General features: G+C 73.2%; 21 protein-coding genes and 4 pseudogenes. 9 read left to right on the top strand and 16 right to left on the bottom strand.

Annotated elements, in window-relative coordinates; genetic code table 11:
* Positions 1–32 precede the first annotated feature (32 nt).
* Together KRR39_RS01455 and KRR39_RS01450 are read left to right on the top strand one after the other, a co-directional pair.
* Positions 33–797 carry an SDR family NAD(P)-dependent oxidoreductase gene (locus tag KRR39_RS01455; RefSeq protein ID WP_216940077.1) on the top strand — a complete coding sequence of 255 codons (765 nt, stop codon included), beginning with the start codon at positions 33–35 and terminating at the stop codon, positions 795–797.
* Between the two features lie 13 nt (positions 798–810).
* Positions 811–1,161: pseudogene (locus tag KRR39_RS01450) on the top strand (undecaprenyl diphosphate synthase family protein); the annotation flags it as partial.
* A gap of 23 nt (positions 1,162–1,184) precedes the next feature.
* Here KRR39_RS01450 and KRR39_RS01445 read toward each other — a convergent pair.
* From KRR39_RS01445 to KRR39_RS01430, 4 genes are read right to left on the bottom strand one after another with little or no spacing between them, the layout of a single operon-like run.
* Positions 1,185–2,003, bottom strand: a complete 819-nt coding sequence (locus KRR39_RS01445; protein WP_254185431.1) for a RecB family exonuclease — start codon at positions 2,001–2,003, stop codon at positions 1,185–1,187.
* Between the two features lie 20 nt (positions 2,004–2,023).
* Complete coding sequence (locus tag KRR39_RS01440; protein WP_216940072.1) at positions 2,024–2,641, bottom strand: MarC family protein; 618 nt, start codon at positions 2,639–2,641, stop codon at positions 2,024–2,026.
* Positions 2,638–3,519 carry a PHP domain-containing protein gene (locus KRR39_RS01435; RefSeq protein ID WP_216940065.1) on the bottom strand — a complete coding sequence of 294 codons (882 nt, stop codon included), beginning with the start codon at positions 3,517–3,519 and terminating at the stop codon, positions 2,638–2,640. The genes KRR39_RS01440 and KRR39_RS01435 overlap by 4 nt, the downstream gene beginning before the upstream one ends.
* 48 nt (positions 3,520–3,567) lie before the next feature.
* Positions 3,568–4,203, bottom strand: coding sequence for a DUF6758 family protein (locus tag KRR39_RS01430; protein ID WP_216940063.1), 636 nt, complete (start codon positions 4,201–4,203; stop codon positions 3,568–3,570).
* 52 nt (positions 4,204–4,255) lie between these two features.
* Here KRR39_RS01430 and KRR39_RS01425 point away from each other — a divergent pair, with 52 nt between their 5' ends.
* Positions 4,256–4,684, top strand: a complete 429-nt coding sequence (locus tag KRR39_RS01425; protein WP_216940061.1) for an NUDIX hydrolase — start codon at positions 4,256–4,258, stop codon at positions 4,682–4,684.
* Between the two features lie 40 nt (positions 4,685–4,724).
* Here KRR39_RS01425 and KRR39_RS01420 read toward each other — a convergent pair whose 3' ends face one another.
* The 4 genes from KRR39_RS01420 to KRR39_RS01405 form a co-directional block, all read right to left on the bottom strand.
* Positions 4,725–5,297: a histidine phosphatase family protein gene (locus KRR39_RS01420; protein WP_216940059.1), complete on the bottom strand. Its 573-nt coding sequence runs from the start codon at positions 5,295–5,297 to the stop codon at positions 4,725–4,727.
* A gap of 10 nt (positions 5,298–5,307) precedes the next feature.
* Positions 5,308–6,777: a peptide MFS transporter gene (locus KRR39_RS01415; RefSeq protein ID WP_216940052.1), complete on the bottom strand. Its 1,470-nt coding sequence runs from the start codon at positions 6,775–6,777 to the stop codon at positions 5,308–5,310.
* 71 nt (positions 6,778–6,848) lie between these two features.
* Positions 6,849–7,367: a MaoC family dehydratase gene (locus KRR39_RS01410; protein WP_216940050.1), complete on the bottom strand. Its 519-nt coding sequence runs from the start codon at positions 7,365–7,367 to the stop codon at positions 6,849–6,851.
* A gap of 127 nt (positions 7,368–7,494) precedes the next feature.
* Positions 7,495–7,695 carry a DUF5302 domain-containing protein gene (locus KRR39_RS01405; RefSeq protein ID WP_216940049.1) on the bottom strand — a complete coding sequence of 67 codons (201 nt, stop codon included), beginning with the start codon at positions 7,693–7,695 and terminating at the stop codon, positions 7,495–7,497.
* 502 nt (positions 7,696–8,197) lie between these two features.
* Here KRR39_RS01405 and KRR39_RS26620 point away from each other — a divergent pair.
* The 3 genes and pseudogenes from KRR39_RS26620 to KRR39_RS01395 form a co-directional block, all read left to right on the top strand.
* Positions 8,198–8,605 (top strand): annotated as a pseudogene (locus tag KRR39_RS26620) (LicD family protein); the annotation flags it as partial.
* Positions 8,606–8,866: 261 nt separating this feature from the next.
* Positions 8,867–9,391: pseudogene (locus KRR39_RS24095) on the top strand (methyltransferase domain-containing protein); the annotation flags it as partial.
* Positions 9,388–9,645, top strand: coding sequence for a DUF6752 domain-containing protein (locus KRR39_RS01395; RefSeq protein ID WP_216940047.1), 258 nt, complete (start codon positions 9,388–9,390; stop codon positions 9,643–9,645). The pseudogene KRR39_RS24095 and the gene KRR39_RS01395, both read left to right, overlap by 4 nt.
* Positions 9,646–9,668: 23 nt before the next feature.
* Here the strand turns inward: KRR39_RS01395 and KRR39_RS01390 are convergent, their stop codons facing one another.
* The 5 genes and pseudogenes from KRR39_RS01390 to KRR39_RS26615 form a co-directional block, all read right to left on the bottom strand.
* On the bottom strand, positions 9,669–10,865 hold the full coding sequence (locus KRR39_RS01390) for an acyl-CoA dehydrogenase family protein (protein ID WP_216940046.1): 1,197 nt from the start codon (positions 10,863–10,865) through the stop codon (positions 9,669–9,671).
* Between the two features lie 72 nt (positions 10,866–10,937).
* Complete coding sequence (locus tag KRR39_RS01385) at positions 10,938–12,059, bottom strand: hypothetical protein (protein WP_216940045.1); 1,122 nt, start codon at positions 12,057–12,059, stop codon at positions 10,938–10,940.
* Between the two features lie 4 nt (positions 12,060–12,063).
* Positions 12,064–12,330 (bottom strand): DUF6752 domain-containing protein, encoded by a 267-nt coding sequence (locus tag KRR39_RS01380; protein WP_216940044.1) that lies wholly within the window; start codon positions 12,328–12,330, stop codon positions 12,064–12,066.
* Complete coding sequence (locus KRR39_RS01375; RefSeq protein ID WP_216940043.1) at positions 12,327–12,860, bottom strand: class I SAM-dependent methyltransferase; 534 nt, start codon at positions 12,858–12,860, stop codon at positions 12,327–12,329. The genes KRR39_RS01380 and KRR39_RS01375 overlap by 4 nt, the downstream gene beginning before the upstream one ends.
* A gap of 241 nt (positions 12,861–13,101) precedes the next feature.
* Positions 13,102–14,010, bottom strand: a pseudogene (locus KRR39_RS26615) (LicD family protein); the annotation flags it as partial.
* 85 nt (positions 14,011–14,095) lie between these two features.
* On the opposite strand from KRR39_RS26615, the gene KRR39_RS01370 reads away from it, so the two are divergent.
* The gene (locus tag KRR39_RS01370) at positions 14,096–14,710 is read left to right on the top strand and encodes a hypothetical protein (RefSeq protein ID WP_216940042.1); all 615 of its coding nucleotides are present in this window, start codon (positions 14,096–14,098) and stop codon (positions 14,708–14,710) included.
* A gap of 53 nt (positions 14,711–14,763) precedes the next feature.
* Here the strand turns inward: KRR39_RS01370 and KRR39_RS01365 are convergent, their stop codons facing one another.
* On the bottom strand, positions 14,764–15,726 hold the full coding sequence (locus KRR39_RS01365) for an HpcH/HpaI aldolase/citrate lyase family protein (RefSeq protein ID WP_216940041.1): 963 nt from the start codon (positions 15,724–15,726) through the stop codon (positions 14,764–14,766).
* 59 nt (positions 15,727–15,785) lie between these two features.
* Positions 15,786–16,664, bottom strand: a complete 879-nt coding sequence (locus KRR39_RS01360; RefSeq protein ID WP_216940040.1) for a DMT family transporter — start codon at positions 16,662–16,664, stop codon at positions 15,786–15,788.
* Between the two features lie 42 nt (positions 16,665–16,706).
* On the opposite strand from KRR39_RS01360, the gene KRR39_RS01355 reads away from it, so the two are divergent.
* Positions 16,707–17,261, top strand: a complete 555-nt coding sequence (locus tag KRR39_RS01355) for a hypothetical protein (protein ID WP_216940039.1) — start codon at positions 16,707–16,709, stop codon at positions 17,259–17,261.
* Between the two features lie 10 nt (positions 17,262–17,271).
* Here KRR39_RS01355 and KRR39_RS01350 read toward each other — a convergent pair whose 3' ends face one another.
* Positions 17,272–18,174, bottom strand: a complete 903-nt coding sequence (locus KRR39_RS01350; RefSeq protein WP_216940038.1) for a PhzF family phenazine biosynthesis protein — start codon at positions 18,172–18,174, stop codon at positions 17,272–17,274.
* Between the two features lie 35 nt (positions 18,175–18,209).
* Here KRR39_RS01350 and KRR39_RS01345 point away from each other — a divergent pair, with 35 nt between their 5' ends.
* Positions 18,210–19,502, top strand: a complete 1,293-nt coding sequence (locus KRR39_RS01345) for a magnesium transporter (protein ID WP_216940037.1) — start codon at positions 18,210–18,212, stop codon at positions 19,500–19,502.
* Positions 19,503–19,515: the final 13 nt, after the last annotated feature.

The following is a 19,515-nucleotide window of genomic DNA, read 5'->3' as shown; positions in this document are numbered from 1 at the left end:
GTCCCGACCACTGCCCATGAATGCTGGGCGACATGTCCCGACCCCTCGCCCTGGTCACCGGCCCCACCGCCGGCATCGGCCTGTCCTTCGCCCACCAGCTCGCCGCGTCCGGGCACGACCTGGTGCTGGTCTCGCGCACCCGCGACCGGCTGGAGAAGCTCGCCGCCGAGGTGCGCGAGCGGTACGGCGTCGAGGCCGACGTGATCGTCGCCGACCTTGGGGACCGGGCCGCCCTGGCCGCCGTCGAGGCCCGGCTCGCCGACGCGTCGCGGCCCGTGGACCTGCTGGTGAACAACGCCGGCTTCGGGCTGAAGGAGAAGTTCCTCGACAACTCCGTCGAGGACGAGCAGTACCTCCTCGACGTGCTGGTCTCCGCGGTGCTCCGGCTGACCCACGCCGCGCTGGGGCCGATGGTGCAGCGCGGCAGCGGCTCGATCGTGAACGTCTCCAGCGTGGCCGGCTACCTCCCCCGCGGCACCTACAGCGCCGCCAAGGCCTACGTCACCTCGCTGAGCGAGTGGGCCGACCTGACCTACCGCGACCGCGGCGTCCGGGTGATGGCGCTGCTGCCCGGGTTCACCAAGACCGAGTTCCACGCCCGGATGGACGTCAGCCGCGAGTCGGCCCCGTCCTGGATGTGGCTCGACGTCGACCGGCTGGTCGCCGACGCGCTGCGCGACCTGCGCCGGGGCCGGACGATCTCGGTGCCGAGCCGGCGCTACAAGGTGCTCGCCGCGGCCGCGAAGTACACCCCGACCGGCCTGCAGGCCCGGTTCCAGGGCCTGGGCCGGCGGTAGTGCTGGCACCGGTAACCTGCTGCCGGCGAGCACGCGCCGGGTGCTGCTGGACGCCGTGGACGCGACCGCGGGGGGCCTCGCGCACCTGACCCTCGCCGTCGCGTACGACGGTCGGGCGGACATCGTGGCCGCGGTGCGGGCGGCCGTGGCCCGCTCGGACGGCGCCGAGGTGCTGGTCGAGGACATCAGCGGCTGCCTGGCCGGCGGGCCGGTCAAGGACATCGACCTGGTGATCCGCACCAGCGGGGAGACCCGGCTCTCCGGGTTCTTCCCGTGGCAGAGCGCCGGCGCCGAGCTGCACCTCGCGCGGGTGATGTGGCCGGCGTTCGGGGAGGCGGACTTCCTGCGCGCGCTGCGGTCCTAAGCCGGGCGCCGGCAGGTGCGGGCTCAGTCGGCGTCGACCACGCCGGCCCAGGGCTGACGCGGCGGGACGGACTGGCCGGGACCGCACACGGACCGGAAGTCGCACCAGCCGCAGCGCGGACCGACCCGGGCGGGGAACACCTCGTCGGCCTCCCCGGGCGCCATCCCGGCCACGAAGCGCTCGTCGAGCCCGGCCAGCCGGGCCGCCCACTCGTCGGCCCGGGCCAGGTGCTCCTCGAGGGACTCGGGGGTGTGCTCCCACGCGAGCGTGTCGCCGGTGGGCAGGTGGTGCAGCTCGACGCGGGTGCAGGGCCGGTGCAGCACCCGGGCGGCCCCGGCGGCGTACACCGCGAGGGCCAGCGACGAGCGCGCGTCGTCGACGGTGAGCACCGAGCGGCCGGTCTTGTAGTCCACGACGACGACCCCCTCGCCCCGGGCGTCGAGCCGGTCGGCGCGGCCCCACAGCGAGGCCCGGGCGGTGCGGACCGACACGGTGCGCTCGATGCCGACCGGCTCGTGGTCGGGGTCGATGCCGGCGAGGTAGCGCTCGACCTGCTCCCGCGCCCGGTCCCGGGCCGCGCGCAGCTGCCGGGCGTCGCGGAACCCGTCGGTGAGCCAGGCGTCGACCAGCAGCGCTCCGCCGGCCCGCGGGGTGCGGCGCTCGCGGGGCAGCGCCCACCAGCGGGCCAGCGCGGTGTGCACCGAGGAGCCCACCGAGTTGTGGCCCCACGGCGCGCCCTTCGACGGGGTCGGCCGGTCGAGGTAGGCGTGCCGGTAGCGGCGGGGGCAGTCCAGGTAGGTGGTCAGCCGGGCCGGCGTCGCGGGGTACAGCCGGTCGGGCATCCCGTCGAGGGTCGGGTGGCTCATCCCTCGCCCGCGATGAACGCCCGGACGGCGTCCGCGACGAGCTGCACCGCGATCGCGGACAGCAGCAGGCCGGCGATCCGGGACACCAGCACGACGCCGCCCTCCCGGAGCAACCGCAGGATCGGCAGCGAGAACCGCATGGACAGCCACAGCGCGACGTGCACGAGGACCACCCCGAGGGCGACGGCCACGAACTCGGCGACGTGGTCCACCTCGCGGGAGAGCACCATCGTGGCCACGATCGCGCCCGGCCCGGCCAGCAGCGGGGTGCCCAGCGGGACGAGCGCGACGTTGACGTCGGAGGCGGCGGTGGGCGCCTGCTCCTTGCCGGTCAGCAGCTCCAGCGCGACCAGCAGGAGCAGCAGACCACCGGCGGCCTGCAGCGCCGGGAGCGAGATGCCCAGGTAGTCCAGGATCCGCTGACCGAAGAAGGCGAACGCCACGATCACCCCGAAGGACACCGCGACCGCCTGCCAGGCCGCGCGCCGGGCGGACGCCTGGGACCGGCCGCGGGTCAGCGACAGGAAGATCGGGATCTTGCCGATCGGGTCCATGATCACGAACAGCGTCACGAAGACCTCGGTGAGCAGGGTCAGGCTGACCAGGTCGCTCATCCGGTGAGCACCCCGGGCGTGGTGCGCCCCGAGGCGTCCGCGGCCGCGCCGGCCAGGGCCAGCAGCCGCTCGAGCTGGTCGGGGGCGGTGGTGTTGCAGCCGAGGTCGTGGCCGACCTTGCCGAGCCCGTGGTGGTCGCTGGACCCGGTGACCACCAGGTCGAGGTCGCGCGCGATCGCCCGCAGCGCCGCGCGGGTGGCCGCGTCGTGGTCCTCGTGGTCGACCTCGATGCCGGCCAGGCCGGCGGCCTGCAGCCGGGCGAGCCCGGCCTCGTCGAGCGCGGTGTGGTCGTGCCGCGACGCCCACGGGTGCGCCACGACGCTCACCCCACCGGCGTCGGCGACGGTGCCGATCATCGTCTCCAGGTCGGCGGCGTAGCGGTGGACGTAGGCGGGGCCCTGCGGTCCGAGGAAGCGGTTGAACGCCTCGTTGCGGTCGGCCACCACCCCCAGGGCGACCAGCGCGTCCGCGACGTGCGGCCGGCCGGTCGCGGCGGACTCGCCGGCCACCGCGCGTACGTCGCGCACGTCGATGTCGATGCCGAGGCCGCGCAGCCGCTCCAGGGTCGCCGGCAGGCGCGAGTTGCGGCCGTCCAGGACGCGCTGCAGCTCGGCGGCCAGCGCCGGGTAGGAGGGGTCCGGGAGGTAGGCGAGCAGGTGGACGCCGTACCCCGCGAACGTGCAGCTGACCTCGATGCCGCGGACCAGGGTCAGGTCGCAGCGCACCGCGACGTCGGCGGCCTCGTCCCACCCCTCGGTGGTGTCGTGGTCGGTCAGCCCGAGGACGTCGATGTCCTCGGCCCGGGCACGACGGACCAGCTCGGCCGGCGACTCGGTCCCGTCGGAACGGTTCGAGTGCGTGTGGAGGTCGATGCGCACAGGCGCGAGCCTAGTGCGGGCCACCCCCGCGCGGACCGGCGGAACCGCTCACCAGCCGGGCGGGCTGCCGCCGAACGGTAGCTCCATGAGCTCCGGCCCCAGGCCGGCCACGTCCATCAGCACCCACTCGTCGCTCAGCAGCAGCGCCGCCGACGCCGGACGGAGCACCAGCCACAGCCAGCGGCCGAGCGCCTCGCCGGCGAACACCGACCGGTCGAAGGCCACGTCGGCGTCAGCCGTCAGCACCGGCCACAGCGAGATCGGGTGCCCGTCGATGCGGACCTTGACCAGCGGCGGGCCCTCGCCGATCTCCGCGCCCGGGTCGGTGTGCCGCACGCCCGCGCAGCGCGCGCCCAGCCCGACGCCGGGCTCCTCGGTGACCACGGTCAGCTCCACGACGCCGTCCGGCTCGCTGGGCCCGCTGCAGGTCACGAAGCCCGCCCGGGCGTCCTGGCCGGCGGCGGCGACCACGCCGAAGTCGGTGACCGACCAGCCCGGCGTCAGCGGCCACGGCATCAGCGTCGGGATCGCCCGGGACCGGGTGAGCAGCTCGGCGAACCCGCCGTAGTCGGCGACCGTGGGCCGCCACAGCGGGGTGATCGGACCGTGGTCCGTGCAGCGCCAGGTGCCGTCGTCCTCCGACACCGGCGACGCGCAGCGCGGGCACCCGGCTCCTAGTGTCACCTGCTAACCGTGGTGGCCCGGATCGGCAGCGTCAAGCGCCTACGGTGGACCGGTGAGCGCACCGATCCCCTGCGTCGGCGGCCTGGTCGTCGACGACCGGCCCGGGGTCCCGTGGCGGCTGCTGCTCGTGCGGCGCGGTCAGGAGCCGGCGAAGGGCACCTGGTCGGTCCCCGGCGGACGGGTCGAGCCGGGCGAGTCCGACGCGGCCGCGACCGCGCGCGAGGTGCTGGAGGAGACCGGGCTGCGCGTCGAGGTCGGGGCGCTGGTCGGGACGGTGCAGCGGGACGCGCCGGGTGGCGGCGTCTACGTGATCCGGGACTACGCGTGCCGGCCGGCGCCCGGGGCCGACGTGGCCGCCGTACGCGCGGGCGACGACGCGGACGACGCAGGGTGGTTCACCGAGGCGGAGGTACGTCGCCTCGACTGCTCCCCCGGCCTGGTCGACGCCCTCACCGCCTGGCAGGTGCTCCGGCTACCGTGACGGGGACGACGCGGACGCGCCGGGCGGGTGGCGTGGAGGGTCAGGAGTTCCAGCGGAGCACGACGGGGAAGTCCCGCTCGTAGCCCAGGGTGCTGACGGTCGCGGTGTCCAGCTTGAAGAACCGGCCCTCGGTGACGGGCTGCTCGATCCAGCGGGCGGTCAGCGCCCGCAGCGAGTGGCCGTGCCCGAACACCAGCGTGCGGCCGCCGACCGAGCGGATCCGGGCCACCACCCGGTCGAGCCGGTCGGTCACGTCCTGGGCGGTCTCCCCGCCGGGCGTGGGGTGCGTCCAGATGCTCCAGTCGGGGACCGTCTCGCGGATCTCCGGGGTGGTGATGCCCTCGTAGTCGCCGTAGTCCCACTCGACCAGGTCCTCGTCGACCTCGACGTCGGGGAACCCCGCCAGCTCCGCCGTACGACGGGCGCGCCGGCGGGGGCTGGACAGCACCAGGTCGAACGTCTCACCGGCCAGCCGGTCCTTGAGGGTGCAGGCGACCTGCACGCCGCTCTCGGTGAGGTCGAGGTCCGTGGTGGAGGTGTGCCGGCCGTCGCGGCTCCACTCGGTCTCGCCGTGCCGGACCAGCCACAGCTCGGCCTCGCGCTCCTCACCCATGGCGCCCAACCTAGTGGACGCCGTTCATCAGCCTGGTCACCGGCTTGACGATCGCCAGCAGCACCCCGCCCACCACGATCGCGGCCACGCCCAGCACCAGGAAGTAGGGCACCTCGTGCCGCGCGTCGTAGTAGCCGCTGAGCAGGCCGGACAGCGCGGTGCCGAGCGCGATGGACAAGAAGAACAGCGCGACCATCTGGGTGTGGAACTTCGCCGGTGCCAGCTTGGTCGACAGCGAGAGGCCCACCGGGGACAGCAGCAGCTCGGAGATCGTGAAGAACAGCAGCACGCCGACCAGGCCGAGCAGGGGCGCGCTGTTCGCGCCGCCGCCGGCCATCGGGATGAACAGCAGGAACGAGACGCCGATGCTGGCCGTGCCGAGGGCGAACTTCACCGGCGTGGAGGGCTGCCGGTCCCCGAGCCGGGTCCACATCGCGGCGAACACCCCGGCGAGCACGATGATGAACACCGGGTTGATCGACTGCACCCACGAGACCGGCATCTCCCAGCCGAGCACGCTGCGGTCCAGGCGCTCGTCGGAGTAGATCGTCACGACGGTGAACTGCTGCTGGTACAGCGACCAGAACACCGCGCTGGCGACGAACATCGGGATGAACGCGTAGACCCGCTGCCGCTCCACGCGGGTGATCTCGCGGTCCAGCAGGATCACCGCGAAGTAGGCCACCGCGGCGAGCCCGCTGACCCAGGCGACGATCGTGGCCAGCCGGTCCGCGGTGATCAGCCCGGCGAGGGTGAGCGCGACGACGGCGGCGACCGCGACGACCGCCAGGACGCCGTAGCGCAGCGCCGATCCGCGGGGCAGCGGGTTGGGGACGTGCTGGGTCTCGGCGGGCAGCCTCGAGCGGCCGAGGGAGTACTGCACCAGGCCGGCGGCCATCCCGAGCGCGGCGAGCGCGAAGCCGACGTGGAAGCCCCAGGTGGTCTGCAGCAGACCGGTGAGCAGCGGGCCGACCAGGGCGCCGAGGTTGATGCCCATGTAGAACAGCGAGAACCCGGCGTCCCGGCGCTCGTCGTGCTCGGCGTAGAGCGAGCCGACCAGCGAGGTCGCGTTGGCCTTCACCCCGCCGCTGCCGAACGCGATCAGCACCAGGCCGACCCCGACGCCGGCGAGGCCGGGCACCAGGGACAGCGCGACGTGCCCGGCCATCACGACCACGGCGCTGTAGAACAGCGTCCGCTCGGCGCCGATCAGCCGGTCCGCCAGCCAGGCCCCGAGGATCGTGGACAGGTAGACCCCGCCGCCGTACGCCCCGACGATGCCCGCCGCGACGCCCTTGTCGATGCCGAGGCCGCCACGCTCGGCGCTGTAGTACAGGTAGATCAGCAGGATGCCCTGCATGCCGTAGAAGCTGAACCGCTCCCACATCTCCACGCCGAACAGGTTGGCGAGGACACGGGGCTGCCCGAAGAAGCCGGTCGACTGCTGGTCCGACTCGTGCGTCGTGCTCGAAGTACTCACGTGTTCCGACCCTGCCACGGCGACGTTTTCCGGGGCAAATCGCCCAGGTCGCCCGGAAGACCGGCCCGGCGTCAGGCCTTCGGCTCGGGCTCCACGAGCTCCGGACGGCCCGGCTGCTCGCCGCCGCGGGCGTCGAGGTAGGACTGCTTGGGCACCATCACCTTGCGGCGGAAGATGCACACCAGCGTGCCGTCCTGGTTGTAGCCCTTCGTCTCGACGTGGACCACGCCCCGGTCGTCCTTGGACTTCGACTCCCACTTGTCGAGGACCTCGGTCTGGCCGTAGATCGTGTCGCCGTGGAAGGTCGGTGCGACGTGCTTGAGCGACTCGACCTCGAGGTTCGCGATCGCCTTGCCGGACACGTCGGGGACGCTCATCCCCAGCAGCAGCGAGTAGACGTAGTTGCCGACCACGACGTTCTTGGCGAACTGGGTGCTGCTCCCGGCGTAGTTCGCGTCGAGGTGCAGCGGGTGGTGGTTCATGGTCAGCAGGCAGAACAGGTGGTCGTCGTACTCCGTGACCGTCTTGCCCGGCCAGTGCTTGTACGTCGCACCGACCTCGAACTCCTCGTAGCTCCGGCCGAACTGCATCCGCTGCTCCTCACTGTGGGGTGAGGGCCATCGTGGCGGAACCGCGGTCGGCGCGGGAGGTCACCCGGGCGTGGGAAACCTCACGCGCCCCGCGGACGCCGGCACGGGGCACGGGGTCGGGACAGGCTCAGGAACCGCCGCCGCCGGCCTTGCGCCGGTGGATCTTCGGGCCGCCGCCGACGACCTCCGAACCGTGCGCCTTCTCCTTGGAGCCGGCCGGATGGGCGACCCCGCGGTCGTTGCCCTGCTTGCGGTCGAGGGCCTCGCGCATCTTGGCCTTGAGGTCGTCGTTGCCCTCGGTGCCGGAGCTCTGGTCCTTGGCTGACATCGGTGGTCCTCCGTGCGGTGCGTGGCTGGTGGGTGGGCGCCCCCACCCTCCCACGGCCGGACCAGCGGGTCGACGGAATTGCCCTGCGCGCCCGCGGTAGGCTCACCGAGGTTTTTCTCAGGAGGCTCCAGTGGCACGCGGAATCGATGTCGACACGCGGGGTCTGGTCGTTCCCGGCTCCTGCTCGGGCGCCATCGACGTGCTCCTCGACGGTCAGCGGGTCTGGTCGTTCAACCCCGACCGCGACGGCAGGGCCGGGAGCGAGGACACCCGCGAGGTGGCCTGGCCCAAGGCGTTGGTGCAGCACCTCGAGGGGGTCGCCGACGTCGAGCTCGTGGACCACGTGAGCCGCGACGTCCTGCACACCCAGACCGTCCGCTTCGGCCGGGGCGAGGGCCGGGTCGGCGTGGTCGACGCCGAGGGCAACCCGCTGGCGGTGGACAAGGGCGGCCGGCTGCAGCGCGACTTCAGCAACACCGAGGACTCCGCCCGCGACGAGATCATGGACGCGCTTGAGAAGGTCATGCACGACCTGACCGTCGAGTGCGGCCTGGACACCTACCTGATGTACGGCTGCCTGCTCGGCGCGATCCGGGACGGCCACATGATCGGGCACGACTCGGACGCCGACGTCGCCTACCTGTCCGCGCACACCCACCCCTTCGACATCATCCGCGAGTGCACGGCCGCGATCCGCCGGATGAAGGCGCTGGGCTGGAAGGTCGTGAAGATGTCCGGCGCGAACTTCAAGGTCTGGGTGCCGCTCCCGGACGGCCGCCGCTGCGGCATCGACGTGTTCGGCTCGTTCCACATCGGCGACCGGTTCTACGTCACCGGCTCGCTGACCGGTCCCCTGGACCGCTCGGCCCTGCTGCCGTTCGGGACGGTCACCCTGGAGGGGCGCGAGATCACCGCCCCGGCACGGCCCGAGGAGGTGCTCGCCTTCACCTACGGCCCGCACTGGCGCGTCCCGGACCCGGCCTTCCACTTCGACCACGACCCGGTCGACGTGGCGCGCATGGACGCCTGGTTCCGCGGCCCGCGCCGTCGGCTGCGCTTCTGGCACGACTTCTACAAGAGCCCCGACGCCACCCGGGTGCCCACCGAGCCGTCCTCCTTCGCCCACTGGACCCAGCAGCGGCTGGTCACCGCCGGCCGCGGCGACGGCACCGTGCTCGACGCCGGCGCCGGCACCGGTCGCGACACGGCGTACTTCGCCGGGCAGGGTCACCGCGTGGTCGCCCTGGACTTCTCCACGCTGGGCATGCGGCAGACCAAGAAGCTGCGCGAGGACGCGGCCGGCCGCGTGACCGTGCGGTCGATGAACTTCGAGGACCTGCGCTCGGTCCTGGTCACCGGCACCCGGTTCGCGCACCGCGGCGGCGTCCGCGAGGTCTACGCCCGCGGGCTGCTCGACACCCTCGGACCGGTCGGGCGCGACAACTTCTGGCGGTTCGCCTCGATGGTGCAGCGCCGCGGCGGCGAGACCTTCCTGGAGTTCCGCACCCCGCAGTCCCGCCAGGAGCCCAAGCACTTCGGCGTGCACCTGCGGGAGTACGTCGACCCGGACCTCGTCGCCCGCGAGGTGGCGGCCTACGGTGGCACCGTCGTGCACCGCGAGACCGGCCGGGGCCTGGCCCCGCTCGGCACCGAGAACCCGCACATCGCCCGAATCGTCGTGAGGTGGACCCCATGAGCAGACTGCTGTCCCGGCTGCGCCGCACCGAGCCGGCCCCGCCCGACGGGGCGCAGGGCCACGTCCACTCCCCCGGCCTGGTCGCCCGCGTCGCCGCGCTGGAGGACGCCGTCGAGGAGAACCGCCGGCTCAACCAGCGGCTCGCCGACGTCGTCGACGTGGTCACCGAGCTGCTCGTGCCGGCCCTGGACCGCGACGACGCCCGGGTCGCCGCGGCGCTGGCCAACCTGAACAAGACCCTCGACGAGGGCTGACCCACCCACCGGCGGAGCCGGGGTCAGCCCTTGAGCTTGTACTCCTTGAGCAGGCTGCGGCCGATGATCATCTTCTGGACGTCGGCGGTGCCCTCGCCGATCAGCATGAACGCGGCCTCGCGGTAGAGCCGCTCGATCTCGTACTCCTTGGAGTAGCCGTATCCGCCGTGGATCCGGAACGAGTCCTGGACCACCTCGTTGCAGTACTCCGCCGCCAGCATCTTCGCCATCCCGGCCTCGACGTCGTTGCGCTGGCCCTTGTCCTTGAGCCGGGCGGCCCGGACCATCATCGCGTGCGCGGTCTCGACCTTGGTCGCCATCTCGGCCAGGCGGAACAGGATCGCCTGGTGCTCGGCGATCTTCTTGCCGAACGTCTCCCGCTGCTGGGCGTAGGAGATGCCCAGCTCGAAGGCCCGGTTGGCGATCCCGCAGGCCCGGGCCGCGACGTTGACGCGGCCCACCTCGACGCCGTCCATCATCTGGTAGAAGCCCTTGCCCGGCTCGCCGCCCAGCACCTGGTCGGCGGAGATCCGGTGCCCCTCGAAGATCGCCTCGGTGGTGTCGACGCCCTTGTAGCCCATCTTGTCGATCTTGCCGGGGATGGTGAGGCCCTGCGCGGTCTCGCCGAAGCCGGTCTCCTTCTCCACCAGGAAGGTCGTCATGTTCTTGTAGACCGACTCGGCACCCTCGTCGGTCTTCACCAGCACCGCCACCAGGTTCGAGGTGCCACCGTTCGTCAGCCACATCTTCTGGCCGGTGATCTCGTAGCCGTCCTCGGTGCGGGTCGCCTTGGTCCGGATCGCCGACACGTCCGAGCCGAGGCTGGGCTCCGACATCGAGAACGAGCCGCGCACCTCGCCGGTCGCCATCCGCGGGAGGTACTTCCGCTTCTGCTCCTCGGTGCCGTGCTGCATCAGCAGGTAGGCGACGATGAAGTGCGTGTTGATGACCCCCGAGACACTCATCCAGCCGCGCGCGATCTCCTCCACGCACAGCGCGTAGGTCAGCAGCGACTCGCCCAGCCCGTCGTACTCCTCGGGGATCATCAGCCCGAAGATGCCGAGCTCCTTGAGCCCGTCGACGATCTCCTGCGGGTACTCGTCCGCGTGCTCCAGCTCGGTCGCGACCGGAAGGATCTTGTCCTCCACGAACGTGCGGACGGCCTTGAGGATCTCGGACTGGTCGTCGGTGAGGTCCTCGGTCTCGCAGAGGCGTCCCATCAGGGGGTCCTTCCATGCTGCAGGGCAGGCGGGTGGGTTACCGCCGAGTATCACCGATGCCCGCGTGGGTCGCTATGAACGGGACCACATTCGGCGCACCCGTCTGAGCGCGGCGCGGGACCGGCCCCGGGGCGTGCGGGCCTCGGCGCTGCGGGCGGCCTCGCGGGCCCCGCGCCGCTCCCGGGTCAGCTGGCGTACGTCGGCCATCATCGCCGCGATGGTCGCGGAGGCCGCCTCGACCAGCTCGGCGTCGGTCACGTCCTGGGGGTGCCGCCGCTCGCCGAGGACCCGCGGCGTGCGGAGGTCCTCGACGTCGCCGATCACGTCGTACCCCTGCGCGCACACGAAGTCGACGGCCCGGTCGCCGCGGGCGCGCAGCGCCTCGACCCGGTCCGCCGACGGCCAGAACTTCTCGCCGCCGCGCGGGACCAGCTTGCCCTGCGCGAGGTAGCCGCGGATCCAGTTGCCGCGGTCGAGCGCGGAGGTGAAGTCGACGAGGTCGCCGTTCACGCGCCGCAGCAGCTCGACCTCGACGACGCCCAGGGACTCGTTCTGCACCGAGCCGGAGGGGTCGCAGGCGGCCGGGTCGATGCCCACCAGCCGGGCGAAGCGCAGCCACAGCTCGTCGCGCGGGGCGCCCGGCTTGGGCAGCGTGAGGACGTGCACGCGCGCGGGCGGCAGCGAGGCGCCCCACCGGGCGAGCACGTCGGCCAGGTCGAGGGTGCCCCAGTCCCACTCGTACTCCGGGGAGGTCTCCTCGCGGGTGGGGTACTCGTCGATCGGCACCGTGGAGCCGTTCTTCACGAACTCCTGCCAGCGCGCGGTCACCAGGCTGACCGTGTCGCGCGCGGTCACGACCACGTGCACCTCGGCGTCCCCGAGCCGCTGCATCGCCCGCGCGGCCTGCTCCGCGCTCGCAGCCGCGAAGAACTCGTGGCTGACCACGGCCGTCCCGGGCCAGGCGACGATCTCCTCGGCGATCCGGTCCCACGCGCCGGCCGCCTCGGGGCCGCGCCGGTCGAGCCGCGGGTCCTCGCGGACGGCGCCGCTGGCCCACAGGTGCTCGCGGACCGAGAGGCCCGGCATCAGCACGCCCTGTCGGCGCAGCTCCTCGGCGTTGTTCCACAGCAGGGTCTGGAGGTACGTCGTCCCGGTCTTGGGCAGGCCGACGTGGAAGTAGACGGTGCGCGCCACCTCGTCACAGTCCCCGCGAGTACTTCTCCAGGGCCTCGGTGATCCGCTGCTCGTCCCGCGCGGCCACCGGCAGCAGCAGCTCCTGGACCACGTCGGTCAGCTCGGCGAGCCGCAGGTTGAGCTGGCGGCACTCCTGGACCTCGTCCTCTAGGACCGCGACCCGGTCGCGCAGCGCGTCGATCCCCTCGGCCTGCACCCCGGCCCGGAACCGCCCGACGTTGCGGGCGGCCTCCCGGCCGCGGACCTTGAGGCGCCCGCTCAGTGCCTTCATCGTTGCCATTCGACCACCAATCGTCCGGTCCGGTGCCCCGTCGTGACGTCGGGGCCCTCGTGTTCGGTCACCGTGCGCGACACCACGGTCGCGCCCCGGTCCTCGAGCTCCTCGACCACCCGGCGCACCGCCAGCGTGCGCAAGTGGTTGTCCCGCGTGAACGGGTCGTCCTCGCCGCGCTGGCTGACGAACTCGACGTACAGCCGGCCGCCGCCGCTGAGCATCATCTCGCAGACCCGCCACAGGTGCGCGCGGCCGACCTTGTCGGTGGCGTCCGCGACGTGCCGCGCCGTGACCACGGTGCGGCCGGGCAGCCGGGCGACGCGGGCCCCCTCGGTCAGCACCGAGCGGAGCTCGCAGAGGTTCAGGTCCCGGAGCTCGAGGTCGACACCCTCCTCGGCCGCGAGGCCGGCGACCGGCAGGCTGCCGCGCAGCGCGTAGTCGAAGCCGATCACCTGCGCGCCCTGCCGGGCGAACCAGAGGTCGTCGACGCCCCGGCCGCAGCCGATGTCCACGACCCGCCGGGGCACCCCGCCCTCCTGCTCCACCACCCAGGTCGCGAAGTCGGAGGGCTCGACGACCGGCGGCTCGGCGGGCAGCCGGGAGTAGGCGCGGTCCCAGCTCTCGCGCTTGACGCGGGTGCCCCGGAACCAGCCGTTCAGCCGGCGGTGCGTGCTCTCCGGGGTCTCGAACTTGTACGCCGGGTCGGGGACCTTCCAGCCGGGGCCGTAGGTCGCGGTGAGGAACTCGTCGGTGTTCGCGGGGGCCGGGAGCTCGCGGCCCTCCAGCGAGCAGGTGCCCAGGGGGGAAGATCCACTCGCGCCGGAACGGGGTGCGGATCTCGCCCATCAGGTGCAGGTGGCCGTCGGCCAGGAAGCCGCCGAAGACGTCGAGCCCCCGCACGGACCCGTCCGCCTCGGCGACGTCGACCTTGAACGCGGCGCCGCTGTAGCGGGAGATGCGGTAGCCCATGTCCGCCAGCGCCCGCTGCAGCCGGAAGGACTCCCGGACCACGTCGACCGGGTGCGTGTGGTCGCTGACGTAGCCGAGGTCGGCGTCGCTGTCGTGGCCGATCAGCCGGCCCTCGCGGACCGCGCCGAGCAGCGTGCCGTAGGCCGGGAAGGCGTCGATGCCGGCCTTCGCGAGGGCTCCCAGCACCTCCTCGATCGAGTCGAGCAGCGGCTTGACGTGCTCGGCGCTGCGGGTGTCGAACGTCTGCGCGAGCCGCAGCGACTTGTCGATGCCCAGCGGCAGCCCGCGGTCGTTGACCACGGCGATCCGGCCGTCCGCCCGCTCCTGGTCCCGCTCGCCCAGCCGCACCTCGGCGTCGTAGACCACGTCCCCGCTGACGTGCGCGACCACGCGCACCTGCGTCGTACCGTGCAGGAAGCGGCGGAGCGCGGAGGGCCAGCGGACCAGGTGGGCGGCACCGCTCGGCTCGCCGTCGCGGTGCAGCCAGAAGGACCAGATGCGCCGGCCGTCGAACAGCACGTCGAGGACGACCTCGGACGCGGACCCGGCCCGCACCCCCTCGTCGTCGACGCGCACGCCGGTGACGTCGGTGGCTGTGGACACGAGGGGATCGTACGGGAAGCGTCGAGTGTCACGTCCGGCACCACATCCGCGACCCGGGAGAGGCCGGACGTGACACTCGTGGCGCCTGTGGACGACCGGAGGCATCTGCGGTCCGGGGCAGGCACCATGCGGGCCTGCCGTCACCCCCCGTCACCGGTGGAACCCGGTCGCGCTCCCGCCACGGGGACTCGTGCACCCCGTCACCCTCGACCCGGACGGGGTCAGCGGTCCCACCCGCGGCGCCGCCCGGGGCCGCGCGTGGCGCCGGTCCAGCCACGGCCTCTACGTCCCGGCGTCCGCCGACGACGACCTGCCGGAGCAGCGCATCGTGGAGCAGGCGGCCCGGTTGCCCCCCGGCGGAGCCGTGACCGGATGGGCGGCGTGCCGCCTGCACGGGGCCGCCTTCTTCGACGGCCTGCACACCGACGGGCGCACCCAGCGCGATGGAGATGGCTGCGGCCGCGGACCTGGTCTCCGTGCGCCGGATGCGTGCCTACCTCGCCACGCGCGCCGGCAGCCGTGGCGTACGACGGGTGTCGGCCGCCCTCGACCACTCCGGCGAGCCCAGCCGGTCTTCGACCGCGGCGGGCGGTTGCTCGGCATCGTGGACCTGCTCGACGTCGCTGCCGGGCTGGAGGTCTTCCGCGTGACCGGCCCCGACCTGCTGTCGACGGACCGGGGGGTCCGGCGGATGCTCGCCGCCCGGGCCCGGTCGAGGTGGGAGGTCCCACCCACCCTGGACGAGGTGCTCGACCACCGCGACGTACCGCGGTCGCTGCACGAGCCCGCCCGGCACCGAGAGTGACGAACGGCACCGCTCCCGGGCGGGGAACGGTGCCGTTCGTGACGTTCGGAGGGTCAGCCCTCGGGGGTCCACTTCTCGCCGCGGGACATCCCGGCGGCGCGGCCCTTGCCGGAGATCACCAGCGCCATCTTGCGGGAGGCCTCGTCGATCATCTCGTCGCCGAGCATGACCGCGCCCTTCGCGCCGCCCTTCTCGGAGGTGTAGTACTCGTAGGCGTCCAGGATGTTCTCGGCGTGGTCGTAGTCGCCCTGGTCCGGGGAGTACACGTCGTTGGCGACCTCGATCTGCGAGGGGTGCAGCGTCCACTTGCCGTCGAAGCCGAGGGCGGCGGAGCGGCCGGCGACCCGGCGGTAGCCGTCCAGGTCCTTGATCTGCAGGTAGGGCCCGTCGATGACCTGGAGGTCGTGCGCGCGGGCCGCCATCAGCAGCCGCATCAGGATGTAGTGGTAGGCGTCGCCGACGTCGTACCCGGGCGGCTGCTCGCCGACGACCAGCGACTTCATGTTGATCGAGGCCATGAAGTCGGCCGGGCCGAAGATGATCGTCTCGATGCGCGGGGACGCGGTGGCGATGTCGTCGACGTTGATCAGGCCCAGCGCGTTCTCGATCTGCGCCTCGATGCCGATCTTGCCGACCTCGTAGCCCATCGCGGTCTCGATCTGGGTGAGCAGCACGTCGAGCGCCTTGACCTGGTCGGCGGTCTGCACCTTCGGCAGCATGAGGCAGTCGAGGTTCGCGCCGGCGCCCTCGACGACCTCGATGACGTCCTTGTAGGTCCACTGGGTCGTCCAGTCGTTGACCCGGACGGTCTTCACCCGGGTGCCCCACTCGCCGGTGTTCAGCACCTCGACGATGTTCGCCCGGGCGGCCGGCTTCGCGATCGGGGCCACCGAGTCCTCGAGGTCCAGGAACACCTGGTCCGACTCGAGGCCCTGGGCCTTCTCGAGGAACCGGGGGTTGGAGCCGGGGACGGCGTGGCAGGAGCGACGGGCACGGATCTCACGGGCGGCAGACATGCCTGGACTGTACTGACGCCGGTCGCTCGCCGGGACCCTCCCGGACCGTGGGAAACGTCTCAGTCCATCGGTGCCGCGTCGAGGCCGGGCGCCCGGTTGTTCACCACGACCAGCGCCATCCCGACCAGGATCACCACCAGCCCGACGGCGGCGCCGAGCGGCGGGACCTGGCCGAGGATCAGCGCGGCGAGCAGGGCCGCGCCGGGCACCTCGAGCAGCAGCGCCAGCGAGACCACGATCGGCTTGGTGGTGGCGAGCAGGTGGTTGAACACCGAGTGCCCCATCAGCTGCGCGGTCGCGGTGACCAGCAGCAGCAGCCCCCACTGGCGCAGCGGGTAGCCGCCCAGGTCCTGACCCGCGACCAGGCAGGCCACCGCCAGGATCGCCGCGCAGGTTCCGTAGCAGACGAAGGTGTACGTCGTCGTGGACGTCGCCTGACGGGCCCGTGCCCCGATCAGCATGTACGCCGCGGCCGCCGCCCCGCCGACGAGCGCGAGCAGGTCGCCGAGCAGCGCCTCCGGGGACACCGAGAAGTCGACGCCCGAGACGACCAGGACTCCGACCAGCGCGGTCACCAGGCCGGCCAGCACCCCGACGCCGAACCGCTCGCCGTGCAGCAGCTGCCAGGCCACCACCCAGGCGAGCTGCAGGCACACGATCGCGGTGGCCGACGCGACCGACGTCAGCGTCAGCGAGGTGACCCAGGTGCCGAAGTGCAGCGCCAGCGCGGCGCCGCTCGCGACCACCAGGCCGAGCGGTCGGCCGCGCAGTCCGGAGAGCTCCTCGCGCCGGACCGTCACCCCCGGGCCCAGCGCCACCGTCGCGAACGCGTTGCGCCAGAACGCGATCGCCAGCGGGGGGACGACCGTCGCGGCCATCAGCGGGCCGGACAGCGAGACCGCGACGACGCCGACGGCGAGCAGGAGCAGGGTGCGCACGGCGCCTATTGTCCGGGTCGCGCGTCTGGCAGGCTCAGGGGCATGAGCCACGACGCGGACCGGACCGCCCTCGGCACCGCGCTGGTCGCCGAGCTCGCGAAGAAGACCGGTGTCTGCTGGCTACGGCCCGACCCCGCGGCCGGCCCCGGCGTCCCCATGCGGTGGCACGCCGTGTGGCACGCCTGGGCCGAGGACGCCCTGTGCCTGGTGTCCGGCGGCACCGAGCAGCCGCTGCCGGACCTCCCGGACGGCGCCCGGGTCGAGGTGGTGATGCGCAGCAAGGACAACGGCGGCCGGCTGCTCACGTGGGTCGGCACCGCGTCCGTCGTACCGCCGGGGTCCGAGCACTGGGGGCCGGCGACCGGTGCGCTGGTGACCGGCCGGCTGAACGCCCCGGACCTGACCACGGCCGCCGACGGCTGGGCCCGGACCAGCGTGGTCCGCCGGGTGGTGCCCACCGGCGAGCTGGTCGAGGCACCGGGCGACCTGTCCGACACCGACCACCGGGCCACCCCGGTCGGGTCGCCGGCGACCACCCGCGGCCCGCTGCCCCGGATCCTGCACCGCCGGGTGACCCGCCGGCCGAAGCTGTCCTGACTGCCGGCACTCAGGAGCCGGGCGGCACGGCGATCTCGCCCGACGCCACCGGCTGCACCCGGCCGCCGACGTGGCACAGCGTCGCGGAGCCGCCGGTGGCCTCCACGCGTCCGGACAGCGTCGAGGGGCGGCCCATCTCGAGGCCCTGCCGGATCGTGTAGCGGCCCCCCTCCGGCAGCAGCCCGGTCGCCACCAGGGCCAGGCCCAGGCCGGCGGCGGCCGACCCGGTCGCCGGGTCCTCCGGGACGCCGGCGCCGGGCACGAACACCCGGCTGTGCACGTCGAGGTGCGGGGAGCTGCCCGCGACGGCGTACAGGTTCACCGCGTCCAGCAGGTCCTCGACCCGGCCCAGGCCGGAGAGCCGCTCGGCGACCGGTGGGAACGCGTGGCTGGACGCGGACGCCCGCACCAGCGCCTCCTCGGTCACCGGCACGTGCACGAAGCTCAGCCCGCACCCGGCCACCCAGGACTCGCCGGCGATGTCGGACACCAGCAGCCCGAGCGCCCGCAGCAGCGACCGGACCACGTCGGTCGGCACCGGCCCCGCCAGGTCCCGCGGTACGGCGGTCAGCTCGACCTGCTCGCCGTCGAAGCGCACCCCGATCCGGCCGGCGCCGCACACCTGCGTGGCCTCGTCGGCGGTGAGCAGGCCCCGCGAGCGCAGCGCCCATGCCGTGCCCAGCGTCGGGTGTCCGGCGAACGGGATCTCCTGCTCGGGGGTGAAGATCCGGGTGGCGTACTCCCGCCCGTCGACGACCGCACCCGGGAACGTCGACTCCGAGAACCCGAACTCGCGGGCGAGCGCCTGGCACTGGTCGGTCGAGAGCGCGTCGGCGCCGTGCACGACGGCCAGCTGGTTGCCCGCGAAGGGCCGGTCGGTGAACACGTCGACGATGTCGAAGGTGAGTGGCATGGCAGCCATTCTCCATGCGGCTAACCTGAGCACTCGTGAGCACTTCCCCGTCCCGCGTCTTCGCGGCCCGCCTGTCCGGGCTGCCGGTCTTCGACCCCGCGGGCGACCAGGTCGGGAAGATCCGCGACATCGTCGTGGTGCTCCGCCCGGGCGGCCTGCCGCCCCGTGTCCTCGGCCTGGTCGTCGAGGTGTTCGGTCGCCGCTCGATCTTCCTGCCGATGACCCGGGTCACCCACGTCGACAGCGGCCAGGTGATCACCACCGGCGTGGTGAACATGCGCCGCTTCGAGCAGCGCCCCACCGAGACGCTGGTGTTCGGGCAGATGCTCGACCGGCAGGTGACGGTCCGCGGCACCGGCGTGGTCGGGTCGGTCTACGACGTGGCGATGGAGCCCGAGCGGAGCCGGGACTGGGTGATCAGCCGGGTCGCGCTGCAGGAGGGCTCCAAGCGCTTCGGCCGCAAGGGCCAGACCCACGTCGTGGAGTGGCGCGACGTGGAGGGCTTCGCCGCCCCGGACGGCGTGCAGGGCGCGACGCACCTGCTCGCCGCGCTCGACGAGATGCGCCCGGCCGACCTCGCCAACGTGATCCACGACCTGCCCCCCAAGCGGCGGGCCGAGATCGCCGCCGCCCTCGACGACGAGCGGCTCGCCGACGTGCTGGAGGAGCTGCCCGAGGAGGACCAGGTCGAGATCCTCGGCGCCCTGGACAACGAGCGCGCCGCCGACGTCCTCGAGGAGATGTCGCCCGACGACGCCGCCGACCTGATCGCCGAGCTGCCCCCGGAGACCGCCGAGAAGCTGCTGCAGCTGATGGACCCCGAGGAGGCCGAGGACGTCCGGCGGCTGATGTCCTACGAGGAGCACACCGCCGGCGGCATGATGACCACCGAGCCGGTGATCCTGCCCCCCGACGCGACCGTCGCCGACGCCCTCGCGCACGTCCGCAACGTCGAGCTCAGCCCCTCGCTGGCGGCCCTGGTGTACGTCGTCCGGCCGCCGCTCGAGCCCCCGACGGGTCGCCTGCTCGGTGTCGCGCACATCCAGCGACTGCTGCGCGAGCCGCCCTCCACGATGGTCGGGCACGTCCTGGACAGCGACATCGAGCCGCTGCGCGCGACGTCCAGCCTCGAGGACTGCGCGCGGCACCTCGCGACGTACAACCTGGTCGCGGCGCCGGTGGTCGACGACGACGGCCGGCTGGTCGGCGCCGTGACGGTCGACGACCTGCTGGACCACCTGCTGCCGGAGAACTGGCGCGACACCCCCGGCCGGCCCGCCAACCCGGTCCGGATCGGCGGGACCAACCCGGGGGGCAGCCGTGGATAGGACCCCCGCGCGC

The sequence above is a fragment of the Nocardioides panacis genome, assembly GCF_019039255.1.
GTDB classification, from domain to species: Bacteria; Actinomycetota; Actinomycetes; order Propionibacteriales; family Nocardioidaceae; genus Nocardioides_B; species Nocardioides_B panacis.
This window is presented reverse-complemented; position numbering and strand designations above follow the sequence as displayed.